At 71.5% G+C, this 23,535-nt stretch carries 22 protein-coding genes; 20 read left to right on the plus strand and 2 right to left on the minus strand.

The window, feature by feature from the left end:
* Positions 1-8: 8 nt before the first annotated feature.
* From ACQEVU_RS05880 to aroB, 8 genes are all read left to right on the plus strand, one after another.
* Entirely contained in the window at positions 9-275 is a 267-nt protein-coding gene (locus tag ACQEVU_RS05880; RefSeq protein ID WP_433321511.1) for a hypothetical protein, read from the plus strand.
* On the plus strand, positions 272-2,932 hold the full coding sequence (gene alaS / locus ACQEVU_RS05885) for an alanine--tRNA ligase (protein ID WP_433321512.1): 2,661 nt from the start codon (positions 272-274) through the stop codon (positions 2,930-2,932). Before ACQEVU_RS05880 ends, alaS begins: the two co-directional genes overlap by 4 nt.
* A gap of 272 nt (positions 2,933-3,204) precedes the next feature.
* Entirely contained in the window at positions 3,205-3,678 is a 474-nt protein-coding gene (gene ruvX, locus ACQEVU_RS05890; RefSeq protein ID WP_433321513.1) for a Holliday junction resolvase RuvX, read from the plus strand.
* A gap of 21 nt (positions 3,679-3,699) precedes the next feature.
* Positions 3,700-4,902 (plus strand): endolytic transglycosylase MltG, encoded by a 1,203-nt coding sequence (gene mltG, locus ACQEVU_RS05895; protein WP_433321514.1) that lies wholly within the window; start codon positions 3,700-3,702, stop codon positions 4,900-4,902.
* Positions 4,902-5,696 carry a shikimate dehydrogenase gene (locus ACQEVU_RS05900; RefSeq protein WP_433321515.1) on the plus strand — a complete coding sequence of 265 codons (795 nt, stop codon included), beginning with the start codon at positions 4,902-4,904 and terminating at the stop codon, positions 5,694-5,696. The genes mltG and ACQEVU_RS05900 overlap by 1 nt, the downstream gene beginning before the upstream one ends.
* A 26-nt stretch (positions 5,697-5,722) precedes the next feature.
* Positions 5,723-6,901: a chorismate synthase gene (aroC, locus tag ACQEVU_RS05905; protein ID WP_433321516.1), complete on the plus strand. Its 1,179-nt coding sequence runs from the start codon at positions 5,723-5,725 to the stop codon at positions 6,899-6,901.
* Complete coding sequence (locus ACQEVU_RS05910) at positions 6,898-7,395, plus strand: shikimate kinase (protein WP_433321517.1); 498 nt, start codon at positions 6,898-6,900, stop codon at positions 7,393-7,395. Before aroC ends, ACQEVU_RS05910 begins: the two co-directional genes overlap by 4 nt.
* Positions 7,392-8,450, plus strand: coding sequence for a 3-dehydroquinate synthase (gene aroB, locus ACQEVU_RS05915; RefSeq protein WP_433321518.1), 1,059 nt, complete (start codon positions 7,392-7,394; stop codon positions 8,448-8,450). Before ACQEVU_RS05910 ends, aroB begins: the two co-directional genes overlap by 4 nt.
* 559 nt (positions 8,451-9,009) lie before the next feature.
* Here aroB and mptB read toward each other — a convergent pair.
* A complete protein-coding gene (mptB, locus tag ACQEVU_RS05920; RefSeq protein WP_433321519.1) occupies positions 9,010-10,458 on the minus strand; it encodes a polyprenol phosphomannose-dependent alpha 1,6 mannosyltransferase MptB in 1,449 nt (482 codons plus the stop codon).
* 203 nt (positions 10,459-10,661) lie between these two features.
* Here mptB and efp point away from each other — a divergent pair, with 203 nt between their 5' ends.
* Positions 10,662-11,219, plus strand: coding sequence for an elongation factor P (gene efp / locus ACQEVU_RS05925; protein WP_433321520.1), 558 nt, complete (start codon positions 10,662-10,664; stop codon positions 11,217-11,219).
* 53 nt (positions 11,220-11,272) lie between these two features.
* Positions 11,273-11,680 carry a transcription antitermination factor NusB gene (gene nusB / locus ACQEVU_RS05930; protein ID WP_433334814.1) on the plus strand — a complete coding sequence of 136 codons (408 nt, stop codon included), beginning with the start codon at positions 11,273-11,275 and terminating at the stop codon, positions 11,678-11,680.
* A 44-nt stretch (positions 11,681-11,724) separates the two neighbouring features.
* On the opposite strand, the gene bldD is transcribed toward nusB, so the two are convergent.
* Positions 11,725-12,213: a transcriptional regulator BldD gene (bldD, locus tag ACQEVU_RS05935; protein WP_033356835.1), complete on the minus strand. Its 489-nt coding sequence runs from the start codon at positions 12,211-12,213 to the stop codon at positions 11,725-11,727.
* Between the two features lie 191 nt (positions 12,214-12,404).
* Here bldD and pyrR point away from each other — a divergent pair, with 191 nt between their 5' ends.
* The 10 genes from pyrR to coaBC all read left to right on the plus strand — a co-directional run bounded on the left by pyrR (position 12,405) and on the right by coaBC (position 23,518).
* Positions 12,405-12,974, plus strand: coding sequence for a bifunctional pyr operon transcriptional regulator/uracil phosphoribosyltransferase PyrR (pyrR, locus tag ACQEVU_RS05940; protein WP_433321521.1), 570 nt, complete (start codon positions 12,405-12,407; stop codon positions 12,972-12,974).
* A complete protein-coding gene (locus ACQEVU_RS05945) occupies positions 12,971-13,885 on the plus strand; it encodes an aspartate carbamoyltransferase catalytic subunit (protein WP_433321522.1) in 915 nt (304 codons plus the stop codon). The genes pyrR and ACQEVU_RS05945 overlap by 4 nt, the downstream gene beginning before the upstream one ends.
* A gap of 26 nt (positions 13,886-13,911) precedes the next feature.
* Entirely contained in the window at positions 13,912-15,108 is a 1,197-nt protein-coding gene (locus tag ACQEVU_RS05950; protein ID WP_433334816.1) for a dihydroorotase, read from the plus strand.
* Positions 15,105-16,232, plus strand: coding sequence for a glutamine-hydrolyzing carbamoyl-phosphate synthase small subunit (carA, locus tag ACQEVU_RS05955; RefSeq protein WP_433321523.1), 1,128 nt, complete (start codon positions 15,105-15,107; stop codon positions 16,230-16,232). The genes ACQEVU_RS05950 and carA overlap by 4 nt, the downstream gene beginning before the upstream one ends.
* Positions 16,225-19,527, plus strand: a complete 3,303-nt coding sequence (carB, locus tag ACQEVU_RS05960; protein ID WP_433321524.1) for a carbamoyl-phosphate synthase large subunit — start codon at positions 16,225-16,227, stop codon at positions 19,525-19,527. The genes carA and carB overlap by 8 nt, the downstream gene beginning before the upstream one ends.
* 52 nt (positions 19,528-19,579) lie before the next feature.
* The gene (locus ACQEVU_RS05965; protein WP_433321525.1) at positions 19,580-20,578 is read left to right on the plus strand and encodes a quinone-dependent dihydroorotate dehydrogenase; all 999 of its coding nucleotides are present in this window, start codon (positions 19,580-19,582) and stop codon (positions 20,576-20,578) included.
* Positions 20,575-21,417: an orotidine-5'-phosphate decarboxylase gene (gene pyrF / locus ACQEVU_RS05970; RefSeq protein ID WP_433321526.1), complete on the plus strand. Its 843-nt coding sequence runs from the start codon at positions 20,575-20,577 to the stop codon at positions 21,415-21,417. The genes ACQEVU_RS05965 and pyrF overlap by 4 nt, the downstream gene beginning before the upstream one ends.
* Positions 21,418-21,537: 120 nt before the next feature.
* Positions 21,538-21,858 carry an integration host factor, actinobacterial type gene (gene mihF / locus ACQEVU_RS05975; protein WP_190253177.1) on the plus strand — a complete coding sequence of 107 codons (321 nt, stop codon included), beginning with the start codon at positions 21,538-21,540 and terminating at the stop codon, positions 21,856-21,858.
* A 161-nt stretch (positions 21,859-22,019) separates the two neighbouring features.
* The gene (gene rpoZ, locus ACQEVU_RS05980; RefSeq protein ID WP_344616982.1) at positions 22,020-22,289 is read left to right on the plus strand and encodes a DNA-directed RNA polymerase subunit omega; all 270 of its coding nucleotides are present in this window, start codon (positions 22,020-22,022) and stop codon (positions 22,287-22,289) included.
* An 8-nt stretch (positions 22,290-22,297) separates the two neighbouring features.
* Entirely contained in the window at positions 22,298-23,518 is a 1,221-nt protein-coding gene (gene coaBC, locus ACQEVU_RS05985) for a bifunctional phosphopantothenoylcysteine decarboxylase/phosphopantothenate--cysteine ligase CoaBC (RefSeq protein ID WP_433321527.1), read from the plus strand.
* Positions 23,519-23,535: the final 17 nt, after the last annotated feature.

Consider the following 23,535-nt stretch of genomic DNA (forward strand, 5'->3'; position numbering starts at 1 on the left):
GTTGAGCCATGCGGCGTCTGCTGTGGCTCGGAATCGGACTCGCCGTCGGGGCGCTGGTGGTCCGGGCGGTCACCAAGAAGGCCCAGGCCTTCACCCCGCAGGGCATCGCGGCATCGGCGCGGGACTCCGCCGTGGGCATCGCCGCCGGCGTGCGCAGCTTCGTCGATGACGTGCGCGACGGGATGGCCGAGCGCGAAGCCGAGATCCACGCCGCGTTCGCCGAAGGCCTGCCCCTGGACGAGGACCTTTACCCGGAAGGCCGGCAGCACGGATGAGAACCGCCGAGATCAAGCGACGTTTCCTGGCCCACTTCGAGGCCAACGGGCACACGGTGGTGCCCTCCGCCCCGCTGCCGGCCATCGCGGACCCCAACCTGCTGTTCATCAACGCCGGCATGGTGCAGTTCGTGCCGTTCTTCCTGGGCCAGCGCACCCCGCCGTACAGCCGCGCCACGAGCGTGCAGAAGTGCATCCGCACGCCCGACATCGACGAGGTCGGCAAGACCAGCCGGCACGGCACGTTCTTCCAGATGAACGGCAACTTCAGCTTCGGCGACTACTTCAAGGAAGGCGCCATCAAGCTGGCCTGGGACCTGTCGACGAAGTCGGTCGACGACGGCGGGTTCGGGCTCGACCCGGAGCGCATCTGGGCCACCGTCTACCTGGACGACGACGAGGCCATCGACATCTGGCGGCGCACCGGGCTGCCGGCCGAGCGCATCGTGCGCCGCGGCAAGAAGGACAACTTCTGGTCGATGGGCATCCCGGGCCCGGCCGGCCCCTGCTCCGAGCTCTACTACGACCGGGGCGGCGCCTACGGCAAGGAGGGCGGGCCGGAGGTCGACGAGGACCGCTACCTGGAGTACTGGAACCTGGTCTTCATGCAGCACGAGATCACCAACGTGAAGTCGAAGGAGATCTTCGACATCGTCGGTGACCTGCCGAACAAGAACATCGACACCGGCATGGGCCTGGAGCGCATCGCCTCCATGCTGCAGGGCGTCGACAACCTGTACGAGATCGACGAGGTCGCCCCGATCCTGTCCAAGGCCGCGGAGCTGACCGGCAAGCGGTACGGCCAGGCGGTCTCACACGTCGCCGCCGAGAGCCACCCCGACGACGTGCGCCTGCGCGTCATCGCCGACCACGTGCGCACCGCGCTGATGGTCATCTCCGACGGCGTCATCCCGTCGAACGAGGGCCGCGGCTACGTGCTGCGCCGCATCCTGCGCCGCGCGATCCGCTCCATGCGTCTGCTGGGCTGGCAGGAGGGGCCGGCGCTGCCGCTGCTGCTGCCGATCGCCCGCGACTGCATGGCGCCGTCGTACCCGGAGGTTGCCGACGAGTACGACCGCATCTCGCAGTACGCGTACGGCGAGGAGGAGCGCTTCCTGGCCACCCTCAACGCCGGCACGACGATCCTCGACCTGGCGATGACCGAGACCAAGTCCAAGGGCGGCGCGGTCCTGGCCGGCGACAAGGCCTTCCAGCTGCACGACACCTACGGCTTCCCGATCGACCTGACGCTGGAGATCGCCGCCGAGCAGGGCCTGCAGGTCGACGAGGACGGCTTCCGCCGCCTCATGGCCGAGCAGAAGGCCAACGCCAAGGCCGACGCGAAGGCGCGCAAGACCGGGCATGCCGACCTTTCGGTGTACCGGGCGGCGCTGGAGCAGGGCGGGCCGGTGGAGTTCACGGGGTACCGCGAAATCTCCCGCGAATCGCGCGTGCGCTCGCTGCTGGGCGTCCAGGCCGCCGGCGAGGGCGAAGAGGTCTCGATCGTCCTCGACGCCACGCCGTTCTACGCCGAGAGCGGCGGCCAGCTCGCCGACTCCGGCTTCATCACGCTCGGCGGCGGCAAGGTCGAGGTGCTCGACGTGCAGGCGCCGCTGCCCGGCCTCACCGTGCACCGCGCCCGCGTGGTGGCCGGCGAGGTGCGCGCCGGCGACACGGCGTTCGCCGAGATCGACGTCGACCGGCGCCGGGCCGTCTCGCGCGCCCACACGGCGACCCACCTGATCCACCAGACGATGCGCAACTTCCTCGGCGAGTCGGCGACCCAGGCGGGCTCGCTCAACGCCCCGGGCCGGCTGCGCTTCGACTTCAACACCCCGGCGGCCGTCCCGCCGAGCGTGCTGCACGACGTGGAGCAGCAGGTCAACGAGGTACTCCTGCGCGACCTGCTGGTGAACGCCTTCATCACCTCGCAGGAGGAGGCCCGCAAGATCGGCGCGATGGCCCTCTTCGGCGAGAAGTACGGCGACGAGGTCCGCGTCGTCGAGGTCGGCGACTACGCCCGCGAGCTGTGCGGCGGCACGCACGTCGAGCGCTCCTCGCAGCTGGGCCTGGTGAAGATCCTTTCGGAGGCGTCGGTCGGCTCCGGCGTACGCCGGGTCGAGGCCCTCGTGGGCCTGGACGCCTTCAGCCACCTGGCCCGCGAGCACGTCCTCGTCTCGCGCCTGGCCGAGCTGTTCCGCGTCCCCGGCGACCAGGTCGCCGACCGGGTCGAGCAGACGGTCGCGCAGCTGCGCGACGCCGAGCGCGAACTGGAGAAGCTGCGCGTCTCCCTGGTCCTGGCCGGCGCCGGCGGCCTGGCCGACGCGGCCCGGGACGTGCACGGGGTGGCGTTCGTCGGCACCGAGGCGCCCGAGGGCACCTCGGCCAACGAGGTGCGCACCCTGGTCCAGGAGATCCGCGGCCGCATCCCGGCCGAGCGCCCCGCGGTCGTCGCCGTGACCTCCCGCGCGGGCGGCAAGGCGTCGCTGGTCGTCGCGGTCAACGGCGCCGGCAAGTCCCGCGGCCTGTCCGCCGGCGACCTCGTCAAGGGCGCGCTGTCCGGCCGGGGCGGCGGCAACGCCGACCTCGCCCAGGGCGGCGGCGTGCCGGCCACCGAGGCCCCGAACCTGCTGCTGGCGGTCGAGAAGGCCCTCTGACACGCGCGCACACGGCCCGCCCGGCGAAAACGCCGGGCGGGCCGTTGCGTCGACGGGTCAGCACGTTGCGTGACGCCGCGTGCCAACGTTCGAGTTTGGCGCGGTTGCCGCCACATGGCCGCCACGACCGGCGTGATCCCGATTTAGGCGACATGTCAGGCGCTGACGCGCCCGACATGTCGGACTTATCGGCATATAGTGCCGCGACCTGGAAGATCGGCATGGCATCGGGCGGTCGACGCCACTGTGCGCCGAACCGTTATGGTGCGCGTGTGGGGCAACAGCAGTGGGTGCGCGGCCGGCGGCTCGGCATCGACGTGGGGTCGGTGCGGGTCGGCGTCGCCGTGTGCGATCCCGACGGCATCCTTGCCAGCCCCGTCGCGACCGTCGCCCGGGACCAGCGCGCCGAAGGTGACGCGACGCCGGCCGACATGTCGGAAATCCTCCGCTACGTCGGTGAATACGAGGCAGTGGAGATCATCGTCGGACTGCCGATCAACCTGGCCGGCAAGGAAGGCCCGGCGGCGGTCCTGATCAGGCAATATGCGGACCGGCTGGCGGAGCTGGCGGCGCCCGTCCCTGTCGTGCTGACGGACGAGAGGATGTCCACGGCGACGGCAGCACGTAGGCTGTCGGAGCGCGGCGTCCGAGGCAGGCGCCAGCGCGCGGTCATCGACCAGGTGGCCGCGGTGGAAATCCTGCAGCGTTGGCTCGACGCCAGACGTGCCGGAGCAGTTCGCGGCTGAGCGCCAGGAGGCAGAGTGCAGATGGACGAGCTCGATCTGGCCTGGGAAGACGAGGAGCGCCCGCGTAACCACCGGCGGCGCGCCGCCTCGGCCCCGGCCAAGAGCAGGAAGAAGAAGGGGCGCGGCGGAAGGACCTTCCTGGCCTTCTTCCTCTGTCTGCTCGTCGTCGGCGGCCTGGCGCTTGGAGCCTACGCCGGAATCGACAAGATCAAGGGGCTTTTCAGCGCCCCCGACTACGACGGCGGCGGCACCGGGTCGGTCACGGTCGAGGTCATCCAGGGCCAGCTCGCCGCGGACATCGGCAACACGCTGCAGGAGAAGGGCGTCGTCAAGAGCGCCAAGGCGTTCGTCGAGGCGGCCAAGAACGACGAGCGCAGCAAGAAGCTGCAGCCGGGCTTCTACAACATGCGCAAGCAGATGAAGGCCTCGGCCGCGCTGACGCTGATGCTCGACCCGCACAGCCGCCTCGTGAACAAAGTGACCCTGGCCGAGGGTCTGACCTGGCAGGACACGTTCAAGAAGCTGTCCGAGGCGACGAAGATCCCCTACGAGGACTTCGAGAACGCGGCCAAGGATCCGAAGGCGCTCGGCGTCGGCGACGTCTGGTACACGCGAACGGACAAGAAGGAGCGGGCCCCGGGCATCGAGGGCTTCCTGTTCCCGGCGACGTACGAGTTCCCGCCCAACGTCGACGCCACCGGCATCCTCAAGATCATCGTCCAGCGCTTCAACCAGGAAGTCGAGAAGATCGGCTTCATCGACGCGGTGACGAACACCCTGCACATCTCGCCGTTCGAGGCGCTCGTCGGCGCGTCGATCGCGCAGGTCGAGGGGCTCGACAAGGACCAGGCGGGCATCGTGCGGGTGCTCTACAACCGGGTGTACAGCAACAAGTTCCCCTGCAACTGCCTGCAGGTCGACAGCACGGTGAACTACTACCTGCGCATCACCGGCAAGGGCGCGAAGCCCTCGACCGAGCTGCTGAACTCCGAGCTGCACAACAAGAACAACCCGTACAACACCCACGACAACCCCGGCATGCCGATCGGCCCGATCAGCAACCCGGGCACCAGCGCCCTGAGCGCGGCCATGGCGCCGGACAAGACCAAGGCCGAGTTCTACTACTTCCTGGCCATCAACACGGCCGGCGACACCGCCTACGCCAAGACGTACAAGGAGTTCCAGGACCTTTGGGCGCAGGCCCAGAAGAACGGCGTCAAGTAGTGCGAGCCGCGGTACTGGGCAAGCCGGTGGGCCATTCGCGCTCACCGGCGATCCACAACGCCGGGTACGCGGCGGCGGGGCTTCGCGACTGGAAGTACACGGCGATCGAATGCGGCGAAGAGGACCTGGCGCCGCTGGTCGCCTCGCTCGGGCCCGAGTGGGCCGGCCTGTCGCTGACCATGCCGCTCAAGGAGGTCGCGCTCGGCGTCGCCGCGCTCGTCGACCCGTTCGCGGCGGCGATCGGCGCGGCCAACACCCTCGTGCGGCGCTCGTACGGCTGGCACGCCTACAACACCGACGCGCCGGGCATGGTTCGGGCGCTGCTGGAGGCCGGGGTGTCGCGCACGCCCCGGCTGGCGCTGCTCGGTGCGGGCGGGACGGCCCGGGCGGCGATCGCGGCGGCGGCCAGCCTGGCCGCGGACGTCACGGTGTACACCCGCAGACCGGAGGCGGCCGAGGAACTGCGGCCGGTGGCCGAGGCCCTGGACGTCGAGCTGACCGCCGCGCCCTGGGCGTCCGCGGCCGAGGCGATGTCCGCGCCCGTGGTCATTTCGACGGTACCCAAGGGGGCCGCCGACCACCTCGGGCTCGCCGACTTCTCGCAACGCCCCGTCGTCTTCGACGCGATCTACGACCCCTGGCCGACGCCCCTGGCCGCCGGCGCCCAGGCCGCCGGGTGCCCGATCGTGTCGGGCCTGGACCTGCTGCTGTGGCAGGCGGTCGACCAGTTCGAGCTCTTCACCGGGGCCAAGGCGCCAGTGGGTGAGATGCGCGCGGCCCTGTCCGGGGCGTGATCGGAGTCCGTGACAGACTTGCTGGCGTGCTGCGCTGGTTGACCGCTGGAGAATCCCATGGCCCGGCGCTCGTCGCGGTCCTGGAGGGCGTGCCCGCCGGGATCGAGCTGACGAGCGCGTCGGTGGCGGCTGAGCTGGCCCGTCGACGCCTCGGCTACGGCCGCGGCGCCCGGATGAGCTTCGAGCAGGACGTCGTCGAGTTCATCGGCGGCCTCCGGCACGGGCTCACGCTCGGCAGCCCGGTGGCCATCCGCGTCGGCAACAGCGAGTGGCCGAAGTGGGAGACGGTCATGGCGGCCGACCCCGTCGACCCGGACGTGCTGGCCGCGCAGGCCCGCAACGCGCCGCTGACCCGGCCCCGGCCCGGGCACGCCGACCTGGCGGGCATGCAGAAGTACGGGCACACCGACGCCCGGCCCATCCTCGAGCGGGCCAGCGCGCGCGAGACCGCGGCCCGGGTCGCGGTCGGCACCGTGGCCAAGGCGCTGCTGCGCCAGGCCCTCGGCGTCGAGATCGTCTCGCACGTCATCGAGCTCGGCTCGGTCGCCGCCAAGCCCGGCCTGCTGCCCCGGCCGGAGGACTTCGAGCGCATCGACGCCGACCCGCTGCGCTGCCTCGACCCGGACGCGAGTGCCCGGATGGTCGAAGAGGTCGACGCGGCCAAGAAGGACGCCGACACGCTGGGCGGGATCGTCGAGGTGCTGGCGTACGGGGTGCCGCCGGGCCTGGGCAGCCACGTGCAGTGGGACCGCAAGCTCGACGCGCGGCTCGCCACGGCCCTCATGTCGATCCAGGCGATCAAGGGCGTGGAGATCGGCGACGCCTTTACGCAGGCCCGCTCCCGCGGCTCCGTCGCCCACGACGAGATCATCAACACCCCGGACGGCGTCCGGCGCGTCACCGACCGCGCCGGCGGCCTCGAGGGCGGCATCACCACCGGCGAGCCGCTGCGCGTGCGGGCCGCGATGAAGCCGATCTCGTCGCTCAACCGGGCCCTGCAGACCGTCGACGTGACCACCGGCGAGCCCGCGACCGCGATCAACCAGCGCTCCGACGTCTGCGCGGTCCCGGCCGCCGCCGTCGTCGCCGAGGCGATGGTGGCGCTGGTGCTGGCCGAGGCGGCGCTGGAGAAGTTCGGCGGCGACTCGGTGGCCGAGATCCGCCGCAACGTCGCCGGGTACCTCGACAACCTGGTCATCCGGTGAGCCCCCGGGCCGTGCTCGTCGGCGCCCCCGGCGCCGGTAAGACGACCGTGGGGGAGCTGCTGGCCGCCCGCCTCGGCGTGCCGTTCCGCGACGCCGACGCGGCGATCGAGGAGCGCGCCGGCAAGCCGATCCCCGAGATCTTCTTCGACGAGGGCGAGGACCACTTCCGCGCCCTGGAGCGCGCCACGCTCGCCGACGAGCTCGCCGGCTTCGACGGCGTGCTGGCCCTGGGCGGCGGCGCCGTGCTGGCCGAGGAGAACCGCAAGGCCCTGGCCGGTCACACGGTGGTGTACCTCGCCGTCGGGTTCGCCGACGCCATCTCCCGCGTCGGCCTCGGCGCCGGCCGCCCGCTGCTGGCGATCAACCCCCGGGCCACGCTCAAGCACCTGCTCGATCAGCGCCGCCCGCTCTACGAGGAGGTCGCGACCATCACGATCGTGACCGACGGCCGCTCCCCCGAGGAGATCGCCGACGAGCTGGCGGAGCGGCTGTGAAGACCGTCGACGTCTCGACGTACAACGTGAAGATCGGCCGTGACGTCTACGGCGAGCTGCCGGGCCTGGTCCAGGGGGCCAACCAGGTCGCGCTGATCTACGCCGCCCCGGTCCGCGCGCACGCCGAGCGCGCCGAGGAGCGCCTGCGGGCCGCCGGCCACTCGGTGCTGCCGATCGAGGTACCCGACGCCGAGGCCGGCAAGGACATCTCCGTCGCGGCCCAGTGCTGGGACGCCCTCGGCGAGGCCGCCTTCACGCGCTCCGACGCGGTCGTGGGGGTCGGCGGCGGCGCCGTCACCGATCTGGCCGGCTTCGTCGCGGCGTGCTGGCTGCGCGGCGTACGCCTCGTCACCGTCCCCACGAGCCTGCTCGGCATGGTCGACGCCGCCGTCGGCGGCAAGACCGGCATCAACACCGCGGCCGGCAAGAACCTCGTGGGCGCCTTCTACGAGCCCGCCGGCGTCCTGTGCGACCTCGCCGCCCTCGACACCCTCCCCGCCGACGACCTGCTCGCGGGCATGGCCGAGATCGTCAAGTGCGGCTTCATCGCCGACCCCGCGATCCTGGACCTGATCGAGGCCGACCCGGCCGCCGCGCTCGACCCGGCCGGGCCGGTGCTGGCCGAGCTCGTCGAGCGCTCCGTGACGGTCAAGGCTCGCGTCGTCACCGTGGACCTTCGCGAGGGCGGGCTGCGCGAGATCCTCAACTACGGGCACACGCTGGGGCACGCGATCGAGCGCCGGGAGAAGTACCGCTGGAAGCACGGCCACGCGATCAGCGTCGGCCTCGTGTTCGCGGCGGAGCTGGGCCGCCTGTCGGGCCGCCTGGCGCCGGACGTGGCGGCTCGGCACCGGGCGGTGCTGGAGCTGCTGGGCCTGCCGGTGTCGTACGCGGCGGAGGCGTGGCCGGATCTGCACGCGGCGATGCGGGTGGACAAGAAGGCCCGGGGGGCGACGTTGCGCTTCGTGGTGCTCGACGGCCTTGCGGCGCCTGGGACGCTGGCCGGGCCGTCGGACGAGCTGCTGCAGGAGGCGTACGGCGCGGTCGCCCGCTGATCGGGCGCTCCGCCGGCCCGCCGCGCGCTCGGCTGTTCGACAAGTCGGGCGCTCCGCGCCACGACTTGTCGGATTTATACGTCGGCGGGGCATAAATCCGGACGAACAGGCGCACCCGGATGAACCGCTCGTGTATCTCGGCGGTTCGTCGCTCACACGTTGGAGGCTCGTCGCTCGTATGTCGGAGAGCGGTAACGGCGTCCGGTCTGCTGCCGCCCGCACCTCGGTTCGGCGCCCGGCTGGCCGCCGCTCGCACCTCGGTAACGCCAGCCGATGGGCACCCGGTGCACGAGACCGGGGTGGGGGTCCCTCGCGGCGGACGGTCGGTTACGCGGTCAGGCCGTTGCGCGCCGGGGGAGCGCCTCCGCACCTTGGTGCCACGTCCGCGCCGTACGGGTGCGATAACGACAAGTCGGGCGCTCCGCGCCGCGACTTGTCGGATTTATGCGGCGTCGGGGTATAAATCCGGTAAGTCGTGGCACGGAGTGCCCGACTTACCGGCATGCGCACCGAGCGCACCGACGACCGGTGTTGCGGTTTGCGAAGGGCTCGCCGTCGGCTAACGGGCGGCCACGCGCTGGGCCGAGGCCAGCGAAGGGGCTAGGGACGAGGCCAGCGGCGGAGTCAAGGCCGGCGTGAGCGGCGACGCCAGCGCAGGAGTCAGCGCCGGCGAGAGCGGCACCCCCGCCTCCATAGGCGGCCGCATCCGCAGATAGAGCAGCCCCGCCACCGTGCCGATCGACGCCGCGACCACCGCCTCCGGATACCCCGGCGCCCCGGTTGGCAGGAGGAACAGCGCCAGGCCGACCGAGCCCCACACCGCCGCCTGCGGTATCCGCTGCAAACCGGCGGCCAGCGGCACGAAGGCCCACAGCAGATACCACGGATGCACCACCGGGCCGAGCAGGATCACCGAGCTCAGGGCCAGGCCCAGGCCGGCGACCGGGTTGGCCGCCCGTACGAGGGCCCAGCAGGCCAGCAGGCAGCCGACGACCGCGGCGAACGTGCGGATGAACTGCATCGGGCCCGGCCAGCCCAGGGCGCCGAGCAGCATGCCCAGGTCGGTGCTGAACGACAGGCCGTTGCGCACCGACGTCGGGGTCTTCATCGCGCCGATCCAGCCGATGCCCAGGCCGGACGCGAGTTGCAGGCCGGCGAACGAGGCGGCCGCGGCGGCGCCGATGCGGGCGAAGGCCTTCGGGTTGAGGACCACGACGGTGACCAGTGCCAGGGCCGCGGGGGCCTTGATCAGGGCGGCGGCGCCGATCAGGGCGGCGCCGATGGCGGGCTGGCGGCGTACCGCCAGGTAGACGCCGGCCGTCATCAGGCCGACCATCAGCGCGTCGTTGTGCATGCCGGCGACCAGGTGGAGCAGCAGCAGCGGGTTCAGGGCGCCGAACCACAGCGCGCGCTGCGGTGACACGCCGAGGCGGCTCGCGATGCCGGGCAGGCAGGCCACCACCAGGGCGATGCCAATGAGCGCGATGAGCCGGAACGCCAGGACGCCGGCGACGACGTTGTTGCCCGTGAGGTTCACCACGGCGGCGGACGCGCGCAGGAACAGCGGGCCGTACGGCGCCGGGGTGTTCTGCCAGATCGTGGGGACGTCGGCGGCGAAGTGCCCGCCGAGCATCGAGGGGCCGAACTTGTACGCGTCCAGGCCCTCGTGCACCATCGCGCCCTGGGCGAGGTAGCTGTACACGTCCTGGCTGAACATCGGCGGGACGAGCGCGAGCGGCGCGGCCCAGCACAGCAGGGTGCGGATCAGTTCCCCGGGAGAGTGATCATCCAGGGATCGGCGCAGGCGCAGCCACGCGCCGCACAGCAGGGCAAGGCCGACGTAGGTGCCGGCGATCGCTACCAGCGGGAAGGCGCGTAACTCACGGATCACCGGCCAGTGCGCAAAAGGGTCGCGCTCGGGAAGGGCCCCGGCGGCGAGGCCGCCCACCGCGATCGCGACCGATCCGGCGAAGCCGAGGGTACGGTTGAGGAGGTCCGGTCTTCCCACCCGGGCACGCTGGCAGAGTTAGATGTATAAATGGTTAACGAGAGGTGAACGGCGACCCCAGAGGGCCGGTACACTGTCTCGGGCCGATTTTGCCTGCCCGGTACACTTCTCCGGGCCTTTCCCGCGCCGGCGGTTGTACGCGTCGCTCGGGACCACATCTCCCCGGCTCAGGTGGCCGGCAGCGACGAAAGTGACGTCACCTCATGGCAACCACGAACGACCTGAAGAACGGCCTGGTGCTCAACCTCGACGGCGACCTGTGGACCGTCGTTGAGTTCCAGCATGTCAAGCCGGGCAAGGGCGGCGCGTTCGTGCGGACCACCCTCAAGAACGTGCTCTCCGGCAAGGTGGTCGACCGCACGTTCAACGCCGGGACCAAGGTCGACACCGCCACGGTCGACAAGCGCACGATGCAGTACCTCTACGCCGACGGCGAGGACTTCGTGTTCATGGACCTGGACACGTACGACCAGATCACCGTCCCCGGCGGGACCGTCGGCGAGGCCAGCAAGTTCCTGCTGCCCGAGGCCGAGGTGATCATCGCCACGCACGAGGGTGCTCCGCTGTACGTCGAGCTGCCGACCTCGGTGATCCTCGAGGTCACCTACACCGAGCCGGGCCTGCAGGGCGACCGCTCGACCGGCGGCACCAAGCCGGCCACGGTGGAGACCGGCGCCACGGTCAACGTGCCGCTGTTCATCTCGACCGGCGAGAAGATCAAGGTCGACACCCGCGACAGCCGTTACCTGGGCCGCGCGTGACGAACGGCGCAACCGGCGGCAGCTCGTTCCTGGGCGGTGAGGTCACCGCCCAGATGACCGCTCGGCGCAAGGCCCGCAAGCGGGCGCTCGACGTGCTCTACCAGGCCGACCTGCGCGGTGAGCCGCGCGGGACGGTGCTGAGCGCCTACGTGGCCAACCTGGAGGAGCCGAAGCCGTCGTACCTGCCGTACACGGTCCAGCTGGTCGAGGGCGTGGAGAGCCATGCCGCGCGCATCGACGAGCTGCTGTCGAGCTACGCCGAGGGCTGGACGCTCGAGCGGATGCCGGTGGTGGACCGCAACCTGGCCCGCATCGCCGTGTACGAGCTGCTGTACAACGACGAGATCGACAACCCGGTCGCCATCACCGAGGCGGTGGAGCTGGCGGAGACGCTGTCCACGGACGACTCCCCGCGCTTCCTCAACGGCATCCTCGGGCGAATAGCCGACTACGCGACATGAGAAAGGGCCCGCGCCGGCATCGGCGCGGGCCCTTTTCGCACTGCTCAGCTCTGGAACAGGCTCCGCGGGTCGGTGACCAGCACGCCGTGCTCGTTGAGCCGCTCGACGAGACCGGACGGCGAGGCGTCGTACACGATCGCCAGCGCGCGCAGGTCGTCAGCGCGGATGGACAGCACGCGGCCGTTGTAGTCGCCGCGCTGCTGCTGGATCGCCCGGGCGTAGCGGGCGACGTAGGCGAGGTCCTCGGCGCCGGCGTCGTAGAGGCGCTCCAGGTCGAGGACGATCTTGTTGGTGGGCTCGTGGCGCACGCCACTGCCCTCGGGCAGCAGTTCGGCGACGGGCACGCGGTAGAACTCCGCCAGCTCGGCCAGGCGAGAGACGGTGACGGCACGGTCGCCACGCTCATACGACCCGACGACGACGGCCTTCCAACGCCCTGCCGACTTCTCCTCGACACCCTGCAGAGACAGCCCCTGCTGCTGTCGAATCGAGCGCAGGCGAGCACCAAGAGACTTGGCGTACTCAGACGGCATACGGACACTCCCAGTCACTGGCCTGAGGGGTTTCCCCAGCGATCGCTACGGAGCGTGACCGTAACTGGCGCGCGACGCGCGGTCAAGTGGGCGAGCCCCTTCCGTTGCCCTGGTCAGGGCGGTTGTTAGGGTAGTTGACGTTCGACGTCCTTTAACGACCCGTCCGGTGAGGCGGGGAAGGGGGTCCTGGTTTGTCGTCTCCGACAACCGGCGCTGAGCTGGGAAAAACCATCCTGACGGCGGCAGATTTCGCCCGGGTGGTTGACCGTATCGCCCACCAGATCCTGGAAAAGACGTCCGGCGCGGCCGAAACGGTGCTGCTGGGCATACCTTCTCGCGGCGTGCCGCTCGCCCGCCGCCTGGCCGCCCGGATCGCCGCTTTCGAGGGCTTTGACGTCCCGGTGGGTGTGTTGGACATCACGCTGTATCGGGACGATCTGCGCCTGCAGGCGACCCGTGCCGTGGGTCACACCGAAATTCCCCCGGGCGGCCTCGACGGCCGCCGGGTCATCCTCGTCGACGACGTGCTGTTCTCCGGGCGCACGGTCCGGGCCGCGCTCGACGCGCTCAAGGATCTCGGCCGGCCCCGCATGGTGCAGCTGGCGGTCCTCGTCGACCGCGGCCACCGCGAGCTGCCGATCCGGGCCGACTACGTGGGCAAGAACATCCCGACCTCGATCGACGAGAACGTCCGGGTGCTGACCAGCGAGATCGACGGCAACGACGCCGTAGTGATCAAGAACAGGGGAGACCGGGCATGATCAAGCACCTGTTGAGCTCGGCCGACCTCGACGCCCCGACCGCCACCCTGGTGCTCGACACCGCGGGTGAGATGGCCGGCCTGGCCGCGCGCGAGGTCAAGAAGCTGCCGACCCTGCGCGGCCGCACCGTCGTGAACCTCTTCTACGAGGACTCGACCCGCACCCGGATCTCCTTCGAGGCCGCCGCCAAGCGCCTGTCCGCCGACGTCATCAACTTCTCGGCCAAGGGCTCGAGCGTCTCCAAGGGTGAAAGTCTCAAGGACACCGCGCTGACGCTGCAGGCGATGGGCGCCGACGCCGTGGTGGTGCGCCACCCGGCCAGCGGCGCGCCGCACCGGCTGGCCAACTGGGTCGAGGGCAGCGTGGTCAACGCCGGCGACGGCACCCACGAGCACCCGACCCAGGCGCTGCTGGACGCCTACACGATGCGCAGCCGCCTCGGCCGCCTCGCCGGCCTCAATGTCGCCATCGTCGGCGACGTGCTGCACTCCCGCGTCGCCCGCTCCAACGTGCAGCTGCTGCACACGCTGGGGGCGAAGGTGACGCTCGTCGCACCGCCGACGCTGCTGCCCGTGGGCGTGGACGCCTGGCCGGCGAAGACCTGCTACGACCTCGACGCGGTGGTGCCCGACGCCGACGTGGTGATGATGCTGCGGGTCCAGCGCGAGCGGATGAACCAGGCGTACTTCCCCTCCGAGCGCGAGTACTCCCGCCGCTACGGCTTCGACGTCCCGCGCATGCGCCGGCTGCCCGAGCACGCGATCGTCATGCACCCCGGCCCGATGAACCGCGGCATGGAGATCGCGCCCGAGGTCGCCGACTCTGCCCGCTCCACGATCGTTGAACAGGTCGCCAACGGCGTCTCGGTGCGCATGGCGGTCCTCTACCTGCTGCTCGGAGGAAAGTCGTGAAGATCGCTGGGACCAGCGCCGGGGAGATCACCGTCGAGGACGGGGTGATCGTCGCCATCGACCCGGACAAGAAGGGCGACCTGATCGCGCTGCCGGGCCTGGTGGACCTGCACACCCACCTGCGCGAGCCGGGCCGTGAGGACGCCGAGACCGTCGAGTCCGGCTCCCGGGCCGCCGCCCTGGGCGGCTACACGGCCGTCTGCGCGATGGCCAACACCTCGCCGGTCGCTGACACCGCGGGCGTGGTGGAGCAGGTGTGGCGGCTCGGCCGCGAGGCCGGCCTGGTCGACGTGCAGCCCGTCGGCGCCGTCACCGTGGGCCTGGCCGGCGAGCAGCTGGCCGAGCTCGGCGCGATGGCGGACTCCGCCGCACGGGTACGCGTCTTCTCCGACGACGGGCACTGCGTGTCCGACCCGCGGCTCATGCGGCGGGCCCTGGAGTACGTGAAGGCGTTCGACGGGGTCATCGCCCAGCACGCCGAGGAGCCGCGGCTGACCACCGGCGCGCAGATGAACGAGGGCGAGGTCGCCGCCCGCCTGGGGCTCACCGGCTGGCCGGCCGTGGCCGAGGAGGCGATCATCGCCCGCGACGTGCTGCTGGCCGGCCACGTGGGCGCCCGCCTGCACATCTGCCACGTCTCCACCGCGGGCAGCGTCGAGCTGATCCGCTGGGCCAAGTCCAAGGGCTGGCAGGTCACCGCCGAGGTCACCCCGCACCACCTGCTGCTCACCGAGGACCGCGCCACGCAGTACGACCCCGTCTTCAAGGTCAACCCGCCGCTGCGCACCGAGGCCGACGTGCAGGCCCTGCGCGAGGGGCTGCTCGACGGCACCATCGACTGCGTCGCCACCGACCACGCCCCGCACAGCGTGGAGGACAAAGAGTGCGAGTGGGCGTACGCCCGGCCCGGCATGCTCGGGCTGGAGACGGCCCTGGCGATCGTCGTGGCGACCATGGGCCCGCAGTGGGACCGCATCGCCGGCTGGATGTCCACCGCGCCGGCCCGCATCGCCGGGCTCCGCGGCCAGGGTGAGGCCCTGCGGGTGGGCGCGCCGGCCAACATCGCGATCTTCGACCCGGGCGTGCGCTGGACCGTCGACCCGACGGCCCTGGCCAGCCGCTCCCGCAACACCCCCTACGCCGGAATGGAACTGCGCGGCCGCATCGAGGCGACCTACCTGCGCGGCGAGCCGACGGTCTTGAACGGAAAGGCGACACGTTGACCCATAAAGCGAATACCCCGAAAGCCGCCTTGCTCGTCCTGGAGGACGGGCGAACGTTCCGGGGCGAGGCGTTCGGCGCCGTCGGCGAGACCTTCGGTGAGGCGGTCTTCAACACCGGCATGACCGGCTACCAGGAGACGCTGACCGACCCCTCGTACCACCGCCAGGTCGTCGTGCAGACCGCTCCGCAGATCGGCAACACCGGCATCAACGACGAGGACGACGAGTCCGCGCGGATCTGGGTCGCCGGCTACGTCGTGCGCGACCCGTCCCGCACCTACTCCAACTGGCGGGCCGGCGGCAGCCTGCAGGACCGCCTCGCCGCCGAGGGCGTCGTCGGGATCAGCGGCATCGACACCCGCGCGCTCACCCGGCACCTGCGCGAGCGCGGCGCGATGCGGGTCGGGGTGTCCAGCGTCGAGGACGACCGCGACGCGCTGCTCGAGCGGGTCCGCCGGCAGCCGCAGATGCTCGGCGCCGACCTGTCCGCCGAGGTGAGCACGCCGCAGCGGTACACCGTGCCGGCCGAGGGCGAGCACCGGCTCACGGTCGCGGCCATCGACCTGGGCATCAAGCGCAACGTGCCCCGCCGGCTGGCCGCCCGCGGGGTGACCACCCACGTGCTGCCCGCCTCCGCCACGCTCGAGGACATCAGGGCGCTCGGCGCCGACGCGGTGTTCTTCTCGCCCGGCCCGGGCGACCCCGCCACCGCCGACGGCCCGGTGGCCCTGGCCCGGTCCGTCATGTCCGCGAAGATCCCGCTGTTCGGGATCTGCTTCGGCAGCCAGATCCTCGGCCGGGCGCTGGGGTTCGGCACGTACAAGCTCGGGTACGGCCACCGGGGTATCAACCAGCCGGTGCTGGACCGCACCACCGGCAAGGTCGAGGTGACCAGCCACAACCACGGCTTCGCGGTCGACGCGCCCCTCGACGGCCGCGTGCAGACCGACTTCGGCGCCGTGGAGGTGAGCCACGTCTGCCTCAACGACAACGTGGTCGAGGGCCTTCGCTGCCTCGACGTGCCGGCCTTCACCGTGCAGTACCACCCGGAGGCGGCAGCGGGGCCGCACGACGCGGATTACCTGTTCGATCGATTCGCGGAGCTGATGCAGAGCAATGCCTAAGCGCACCGACCTCCGGCACGTCCTCGTCATCGGCTCCGGCCCGATCGTCATCGGCCAGGCCTGCGAGTTCGACTACTCCGGCACCCAGGCGTGCCGCGTGCTGCGGGCCGAGGGCCTGCGGGTGAGCCTGGTGAACAGCAACCCGGCCACGATCATGACCGACCCCGAGTTCGCCGACGCCACCTACGTCGAGCCGATCACGCCCGAGTTCGTCGAGCAGGTGATCGCCCGCGAGCGCCCCGACGCGCTGCTGGCCACCCTCGGCGGGCAGACGGCGCTCAACACCGCCGTCGCGCTGCACGAGGCGGGGGTCCTGGACAAGTACGGCGTGGAGCTCATCGGCGCCGACATCGACGCCATCCGCCGCGGCGAGGACCGCCAGCTCTTCAAGGACATCGTGGCCCGGGCCGGCGGCGAGACGCCCCGCTCGCGGGTCTGCCACTCCATGGAGGAGGTGCACGCCACCGTCGCCGAGCTCGGCCTGCCGGTCGTCATCCGCCCCTCCTTCACCATGGGCGGCCTCGGCTCGGGCATGGCGCACACGCCCGAGGACCTCGACCGGCTCGCCGGCGGGGGCCTCGCCGCCTCCCCGGTGCACGAGGTGCTCATCGAGGAGAGCGTGCTCGGCTGGAAGGAGTACGAGCTCGAGCTCATGCGCGACAAGCACGACAACGTCGTGGTCGTGTGCTCGATCGAGAACGTCGACGCGATGGGCGTGCACACCGGCGACTCCGTCACCGTGGCGCCGGCGATGACGCTCACCGACGTGGAGTACCAGCGGCTGCGGGACCTCGGCATCGCCGTGCTGCGCGAGGTCGGCGTCGACACCGGCGGCTGCAACATCCAGTTCGCGGTCAACCCGGCCACCGGCCGGCTCGTCGTCATCGAGATGAACCCGCGGGTGTCGCGCTCCAGCGCCCTCGCGAGCAAGGCGACCGGCTTCCCGATCGCGAAGATCGCGGCCAAGCTCGCCATCGGCTACACCCTCGACGAGATCCCCAACGACATCACCCTCAAGACGCCGGCCGCCTTCGAGCCGTCGCTGGACTACGTCGTGGTGAAGATCCCGCGGTTCGCCTTCGAGAAGTTCCCGGGCGCCGACCCGGAGCTCACCACCACCATGAAGTCGGTCGGCGAGGCGATGTCGCTCGGGCGGACCTTCGCCGAGGCCCTCGGCAAGGCCATGCGCTCGCTGGAGACGAAGGCCGCGGGTTTCTGGACGGTACCGGATAAGTCGGATGAATCCGCCCTGGACGATCTGCGCATCCCGCACGACGGTCGGCTCTACACCGCCGAGCGGGCGCTGCGGCAGGGGCACACCGTCGAAGAAGTCGCCGCGGTGTCGGGCTACGACCCGTGGTTCGTCGACCAGCTCGCCGCGCTCGTGGAGCTGCGGGCCGAGATCGTCGACGCCGCCGTGCTCGACCGGCCGCTGCTGCGCCGGGCCAAGCGTGCGGGCCTCTCCGACCGGCAGATCGCGGCGCTGCGCCCCGAGTTCGCCGGCGAGGACGGGGTGCGCAGCCTGCGCCACCGCCTCGGGCTGCGGCCGGTGTACAAGACCGTGGACACGTGCGCCGCGGAGTTCGCCGCCGGCACGCCGTACCACTACAGCACCTACGAGGACGAGACCGAGGTCACCCCGTCCGACCGGCCGAAGGTGATCATCCTGGGCTCCGGCCCGAACCGCATCGGCCAGGGCATCGAGTTCGACTACTCGTGCGTCCACGCGGTCATGGCCCTGCGCGCCAAGGGCTACGAGACCGTCATGGTCAACTGCAACCCGGAGACGGTCTCGACCGACTACGACACCGCCGACCGGCTGTACTTCGAGCCGCTCACGTTCGAGGACGTGCTCGAGGTCGTGCACGCCGAGGACAGCTCCGGCCGCGAGGCCGGCGGCCCCGGCGTCGTGGGCGTGATCGTGCAGCTGGGCGGGCAGACCCCGCTGGGCCTGGCCGAGCGGCTCGAGCGGGCCGGCGTGCCGATCGTCGGCACCTCGCCGGCCGCCATCGACCTCGCCGAGGACCGCGGCCTGTTCGGCAAGCTGCTGACCGAGGCCGGGCTGCGCTCGCCGGCCCACGGCACCGCCACCACGTTCCCGGAGGCGAAGCTGATCGCCGACGAGATCGGCTACCCGGTGCTCGTACGCCCGTCGTACGTGCTCGGCGGCCGCGGCATGGAGATCGTCTACGACGAGTCGACGCTGCGCGACTACATCGGCCGGGCCACCGAGATCTCGCCGGCCCACCCGGTGCTCGTCGACCGCTTCCTCGACGACGCCATCGAGATCGACGTCGACGCGCTGTGCGACGCGACCGGCGAGGTGTACCTCGGCGGCGTCATGGAGCACATCGAGGAGGCCGGCATCCACTCCGGCGACTCGTCCTGCGCGCTGCCGCCGATCACGCTCGCCGCGGTGCACCTGGCCGAGGTGCGCCGCTACACGGCGGCCATCGCCCGCGGCATCGGCGTGCGGGGGCTGCTCAACGTGCAGTACGCGCTCAAGGACGACGTGCTGTACGTGCTGGAGGCCAACCCGCGCGCCTCGCGCACCGTGCCGTTCGTGTCCAAGGCGACGGCGGTACCCCTGGCCAAGGCCGCGGCCCGCATCGCGCTCGGCGCCACGCTCGCCGAGCTGCGCGCCGAGGGCCTGCTGCCGGCCGAGGGCGACGGCGGCGCGCTGCCCGAGCACGCCCCGATCGCGGTCAAGGAGGCGGTGCTGCCGTTCAAGCGGTTCCGCACCACCGAGGGCAAGGGCGTGGACAACCTGCTCGGCCCGGAGATGAAGTCCACCGGCGAGGTGATGGGCATCGACCCGTCCTTCGGGCACGCGTTCGCGAAGTCGCAGGCGGCGGCGTACGGCTCGCTGCCCACCGCCGGCACGGTGCTCGTCACGGTGGCCAACCGCGACAAGCGGGGGATCGTCTTCCCGGTCAAGCGCCTGGCCGACCTCGGCTTCGCCATCGTGGCCACCTCGGGCACCGGCGAGGTGCTGCGCCGCTACGGCGTGGCCTGCGAGATCGTGCCCAAGCGCTTCGAGGAGGGCGGCGGGCGCAACGCGGTGTCGCTGATCGCGGCCGGCGAGGTCGACCTGGTCATCAACACCCCGCAGGGCTCCAGCGGCCGCCAGGACGGCTACGAGATCCGCAGCGCGGCCGTGGTGAGCGACATCCCGTGCATCACCACGCTGCCGGGCGCGGCGGCCGCCGTGATGGGGATCGAGGCGCTCATCCGCGGCGAGATGTCCGTGCGGCCTCTTCAAGAACTGCATGCAGCCCTGAGGGAGGCCCGGTGAGCCGGCGCCGGGCGGCGGGCTCAGCGCTGCATGCGGCCCTGCGGGAAGCGCGGTGACCTTCTACGAGCGGGCGGTCCGCCCGGCACTGTTCCGCATGGGCGGCGGCGACGCCGAGGCGGTGCACGAGCGGACCCTGCGGATGCTGGCGCGTCTACCCCGGGCGCGGCGGGCCTACAGCCCGCCCGGGGCCCGGCGCACGGTGTTCGGCGTCGACTTCCCCAACCCGGTCGGGCTCGCCGCCGGCATGGACAAGGACGGCCGGGCGCTGGGCGCCTGGCCGCGCCTCGGCTTCGGCTTCGTCGAGGTCGGCACCGTCACCCGGCACGCGCAGCCGGGCAACGAGCGGCCGCGGCTGTTCCGGCTGCCGCAGCACGAGGCGATCGTCAACCGCATGGGGTTCAACAACGGCGGCGCGGCCGCGCTGGCGGACCGGCTGCGGGCGCTGGGCCGGCTGCCGGTGCCCCTGGGCATCAGCCTGGGCAAGTCGAAGGTGACCCCGCTGACCGGCGCCGTGGAGGACTACGTCCACAGTTTCCGGCTGCTGTACGGCCTGGGCTCCTACTTCGCCGTCAACGTCAGCTCGCCCAACACCCCCGGCCTGCGCGAGCTGCAGGACAAGGCGCACCTGTCGGCGCTGCTGGGCGCGCTGCGCTCGGAGGCGCTGGCGCTGGGCGGCCCGGTGCCGATCCTGGTGAAGGTCGCGCCGGACCTGAGCGACAGCGCGCTGGGCGACCTGCTGGACGTGTGCCTGGACCTCGGCGTGGCCGGGCTCATCGCGACCAACACGACGATCGAGCGGCCCGGGGTCAGCACGCCCGAGGCCGGCGGGCTCAGCGGCCGGCCGCTCGCGCCGCGGGCCCTGGAGGTCGTGCGGTTCGTGGCCAAGGAGAGCGGCCTGCCGGTCATCGGTGTGGGCGGGATCACCCGGCCCGAGGACGCCCAGCGGATGCTCGACGCCGGCGCCGCGCTGGTCCAGCTCTACACCGGCTTCATCTATCACGGCCCCGGTCTGGTCCGGGGCGCCGTCGCCGCGACGAGGAGCACGTCATGACCGAACGGTTCGGGGCCCGGCTGCGGGCCGCCATGGACGCCCTGGGGCCTCTGTGCGTCGGGATCGACCCCCACCCCTCCCTCCTGGCCCGTTGGGGCCTCTCCGACGATGTCAATGGCCTGGAAGCGTTCGTTCGGACGGCGGGGGAAGCCCTGGCCGGACGGGTCGCGGCGATCAAGCCGCAGTCCGCGTTTTTTGAGCGTTTCGGCTCCAGGGGCATCGCCGTCCTCGAGTCGGCTATCCGACAGTTGCGCGGGTCGGGCAGCCTCGTGATTCTCGACGTCAAGCGGGGTGACATCGGCTCCACGGCCGCCGCGTACGCCGACGCCTACCTCGACCCGGCGTCGCCGCTGTGCGCCGACGCGGTCACCGTCAGTCCCTACCTGGGCTTCGGCTCGCTGGCTCCGATCATCGACAAAGCCCAGCAGAACGGCCTCGGCGCGTTCGTCCTGGCGATGACCTCGAATCCCGAGGGCGCGTCGGTCCAGCGGGCCGTCGGGGCCGGCGGCCGGAGCGTCGCGCAGGCCGTCGTCGACGAGATTTCGCAGGTCAACGCGGGTGTACGGCCGATGGGCGACGTCGGCGCGGTCATCGGCGCGACCGTCGGCGACACCGGCCTCATCCTGACCGATCTCAATGGACCGATCCTCGCGCCGGGCCTCGGCGCGCAGGGCGGGCGGGCCGAGGATCTGCGCGCCGTGTTCGGCGATGCGTTGCCGTTCGTCCTGCCGTCGTGGTCCCGCGAGGTCCTCTCGGCGGGCCCGGATGTGTCGGCATTGCGGGCCGCGGCACAGCGCGCACGCGATTCCTGTGCGTCCGCAATTGCGGTCACTGCGTGATCATCGAATCTTCACAAGGCGTCGATCTTGCCTTCTGACGTTGCCGAAATGGCTTCTGACCGCTAGTTTTCCCGGCGCTAGACCATCAACACTTTTTTTCAAGGGACCTGAGGAGACCTGGTGCCGCTCCCGTCACTGAGCCCGGAACAGCGCGCGGCCGCTTTGGAAAAGGCGGCTGAGATCCGCAAGGCTCGCGCTGAGCTGAAGGAGCAACTCAAGCAGGGCAAGACGACGCTTGCTGCTGTGATCGACCGTGCCGAGTCCGACGATGTCGTCGGCAAGCTCAAGGTCTCGGCCGTGCTGCAGGCGATGCCCGGCATCGGCAAGATCCGGGCAACGCAGATCATGGAGAAGCTGAAGATCGCCGAGAGCCGCCGCCTGCGCGGCCTGGGCGACCAGCAGCGCAAGGCTCTGCTCGGGGAGTTCGCCGGCGGCAAGTGACCCCGCCGGCGGTCCCCCCGGACCGGTAACACCACCCGACGCGCCCGGATCTCGGTCCGGGCGCGTCGGCGTTGTCGCAGCTCTGGTAGGGTTGTCAGGTTCGCTCGCAAGAGCCATCAATTGCACTGAGCTAGCTACCAGAGAGTATTGAGGTTAGATCCGTGGCCGGAACCGTGGCAGACCCGCAGGGGATCACCAACCCGCCCATCGACGAGCTGCTCGAAAAGACGACGTCGAAGTACGCGTTGGTGATTTTCGCGGCGAAGCGTGCCCGCCAGGTCAATGCCTACTACAGCCAGCTGGGCGAGGGGCTGCTCGAATACGTGGGCCCGCTCGTGGAGACCACGCCGCAGGAGAAGCCGCTCTCCATCGCCCTGCGCGAGATCAACAGCGGGCTGCTGACCGCAGAGCGCATCGAAGAGACCCCCTGAGCGACACGATGGCCGCCGACCGCGACGAACGCCCCCGGGTGGTTCTTGGCGTGGCCGGCGGCATCGCCGCTTACAAGGCCTGTGAGCTGCTGCGCCTGCTGACCGAGTCCGGTCACCGCGTCCGCGTCGTGCCGACCGCCGCCGCGCTCACGTTCGTCGGCGAGGCCACCTGGGCCGCCCTGTCGGGCCAGCCCGTCAGCACCGACGTCTGGACCGGCGCCCACGAGGTGCCGCACGTCCGCCTCGGCCGCGAGGCCGACCTCGTCGTGGTCGCGCCCGCCACCGCCGACCTGCTCGCCAAGGCCGCCACCGGCCTGGCCGACGACCTGCTCACCAACACGCTGCTCACCGCGCGGTGCCCGGTGCTGTTCGCGCCGGCCATGCACACCGAGATGTGGGAGCACCCGGCCACCCGGGCCAACGTCGCCACCCTGCGCGCCCGCGGCGCCGTGGTGCTCGAGCCCGCCGTCGGCCGGCTCACCGGGGCCGACACCGGCAAGGGCCGGCTGCCCGAGCCGCCCGAGATCTTCGCCGCCGCCACCCGGCTGCTGCGCCGCGGCGCCGTCGCGCCCGACCTGGCCGGGCGGCACATCGTCGTCACCGCCGGCGGGACCCGCGAGCCCATCGACCCGGTCCGGTTCATCGGCAACCGGTCGTCGGGCAAGCAGGGGTACGCGATCGCCCGGGCCGCCGTCGCCCGCGGCGCCCGTGTGACGCTCATCGCGGCCAACGTCGCGCTGCCCGACCCGGCCGGCGCCGACGTCGTGCGGGTCGAGACCACCGAGGAGCTGCGGGTCGCCGCCGTCACCGCCGCGAAGGCGGCCGACGCCGTGGTCATGGCCGCCGCGCCGGCCGACTTCCGCCCGGCGGCGTTCGCCGCGAGCAAGATCAAGAAGGTGGACGGCGAGGCGCCGGCCCTCGAGCTGGTCACCAACCCCGACATCGCCGCCGAGCTCGGCGCGGCCAAGCCCGACGGTCAGGTGCTCGTCGCGTTCGCCGCCGAGACGGCCGAGCTGAGCCGGGCCGTGGCCGCCGGGCATGAGAAGCTGCTGCGCAAGCGGGCCGACCTGATCGTCGTCAACGAGGTCGGCGTGGCCAAGACGTTCGGTGCGGAGCGTAACGAGGCCGTCATCCTCGACTCCGACGGGAGCCAGGAAGCACTGCCGGAGCTCTCCAAAGACGATCTGGCAGATAGGATTTTAGATCGGGTTGCTGACCGTTTCGCCTGATCCCGGGCCCGCGGCCG

Origin of the sequence: Dactylosporangium sp. CA-139066 (assembly GCF_050936175.1) — a bacterium.
Lineage (GTDB): Bacteria > Actinomycetota > Actinomycetes > Mycobacteriales > Micromonosporaceae > Dactylosporangium.

Coding starts and splice junctions, on each gene's coding strand:
- alaS (WP_433321512.1), top strand. CDS start 272: ATGAGAACCGCCGAGATCAAGCGACGTTTCCTGGCCCACTTCGAGGCC.
- ACQEVU_RS05880 (WP_433321511.1), top strand. CDS start 9: ATGCGGCGTCTGCTGTGGCTCGGAATCGGACTCGCCGTCGGGGCGCTG.
- efp (WP_433321520.1), top strand. CDS start 10,662: ATGGCAACCACGAACGACCTGAAGAACGGCCTGGTGCTCAACCTCGAC.
- coaBC (WP_433321527.1), top strand. CDS start 22,298: ATGGCCGCCGACCGCGACGAACGCCCCCGGGTGGTTCTTGGCGTGGCC.
- ACQEVU_RS05945 (WP_433321522.1), top strand. CDS start 12,971: ATGATCAAGCACCTGTTGAGCTCGGCCGACCTCGACGCCCCGACCGCC.
- carB (WP_433321524.1), top strand. CDS start 16,225: ATGCCTAAGCGCACCGACCTCCGGCACGTCCTCGTCATCGGCTCCGGC.
- nusB (WP_433334814.1), top strand. CDS start 11,273: ATGACCGCTCGGCGCAAGGCCCGCAAGCGGGCGCTCGACGTGCTCTAC.
- pyrF (WP_433321526.1), top strand. CDS start 20,575: ATGACCGAACGGTTCGGGGCCCGGCTGCGGGCCGCCATGGACGCCCTG.
- bldD (WP_033356835.1), bottom strand. CDS start 12,213: ATGCCGTCTGAGTACGCCAAGTCTCTTGGTGCTCGCCTGCGCTCGATT.
- mltG (WP_433321514.1), top strand. CDS start 3,700: ATGGACGAGCTCGATCTGGCCTGGGAAGACGAGGAGCGCCCGCGTAAC.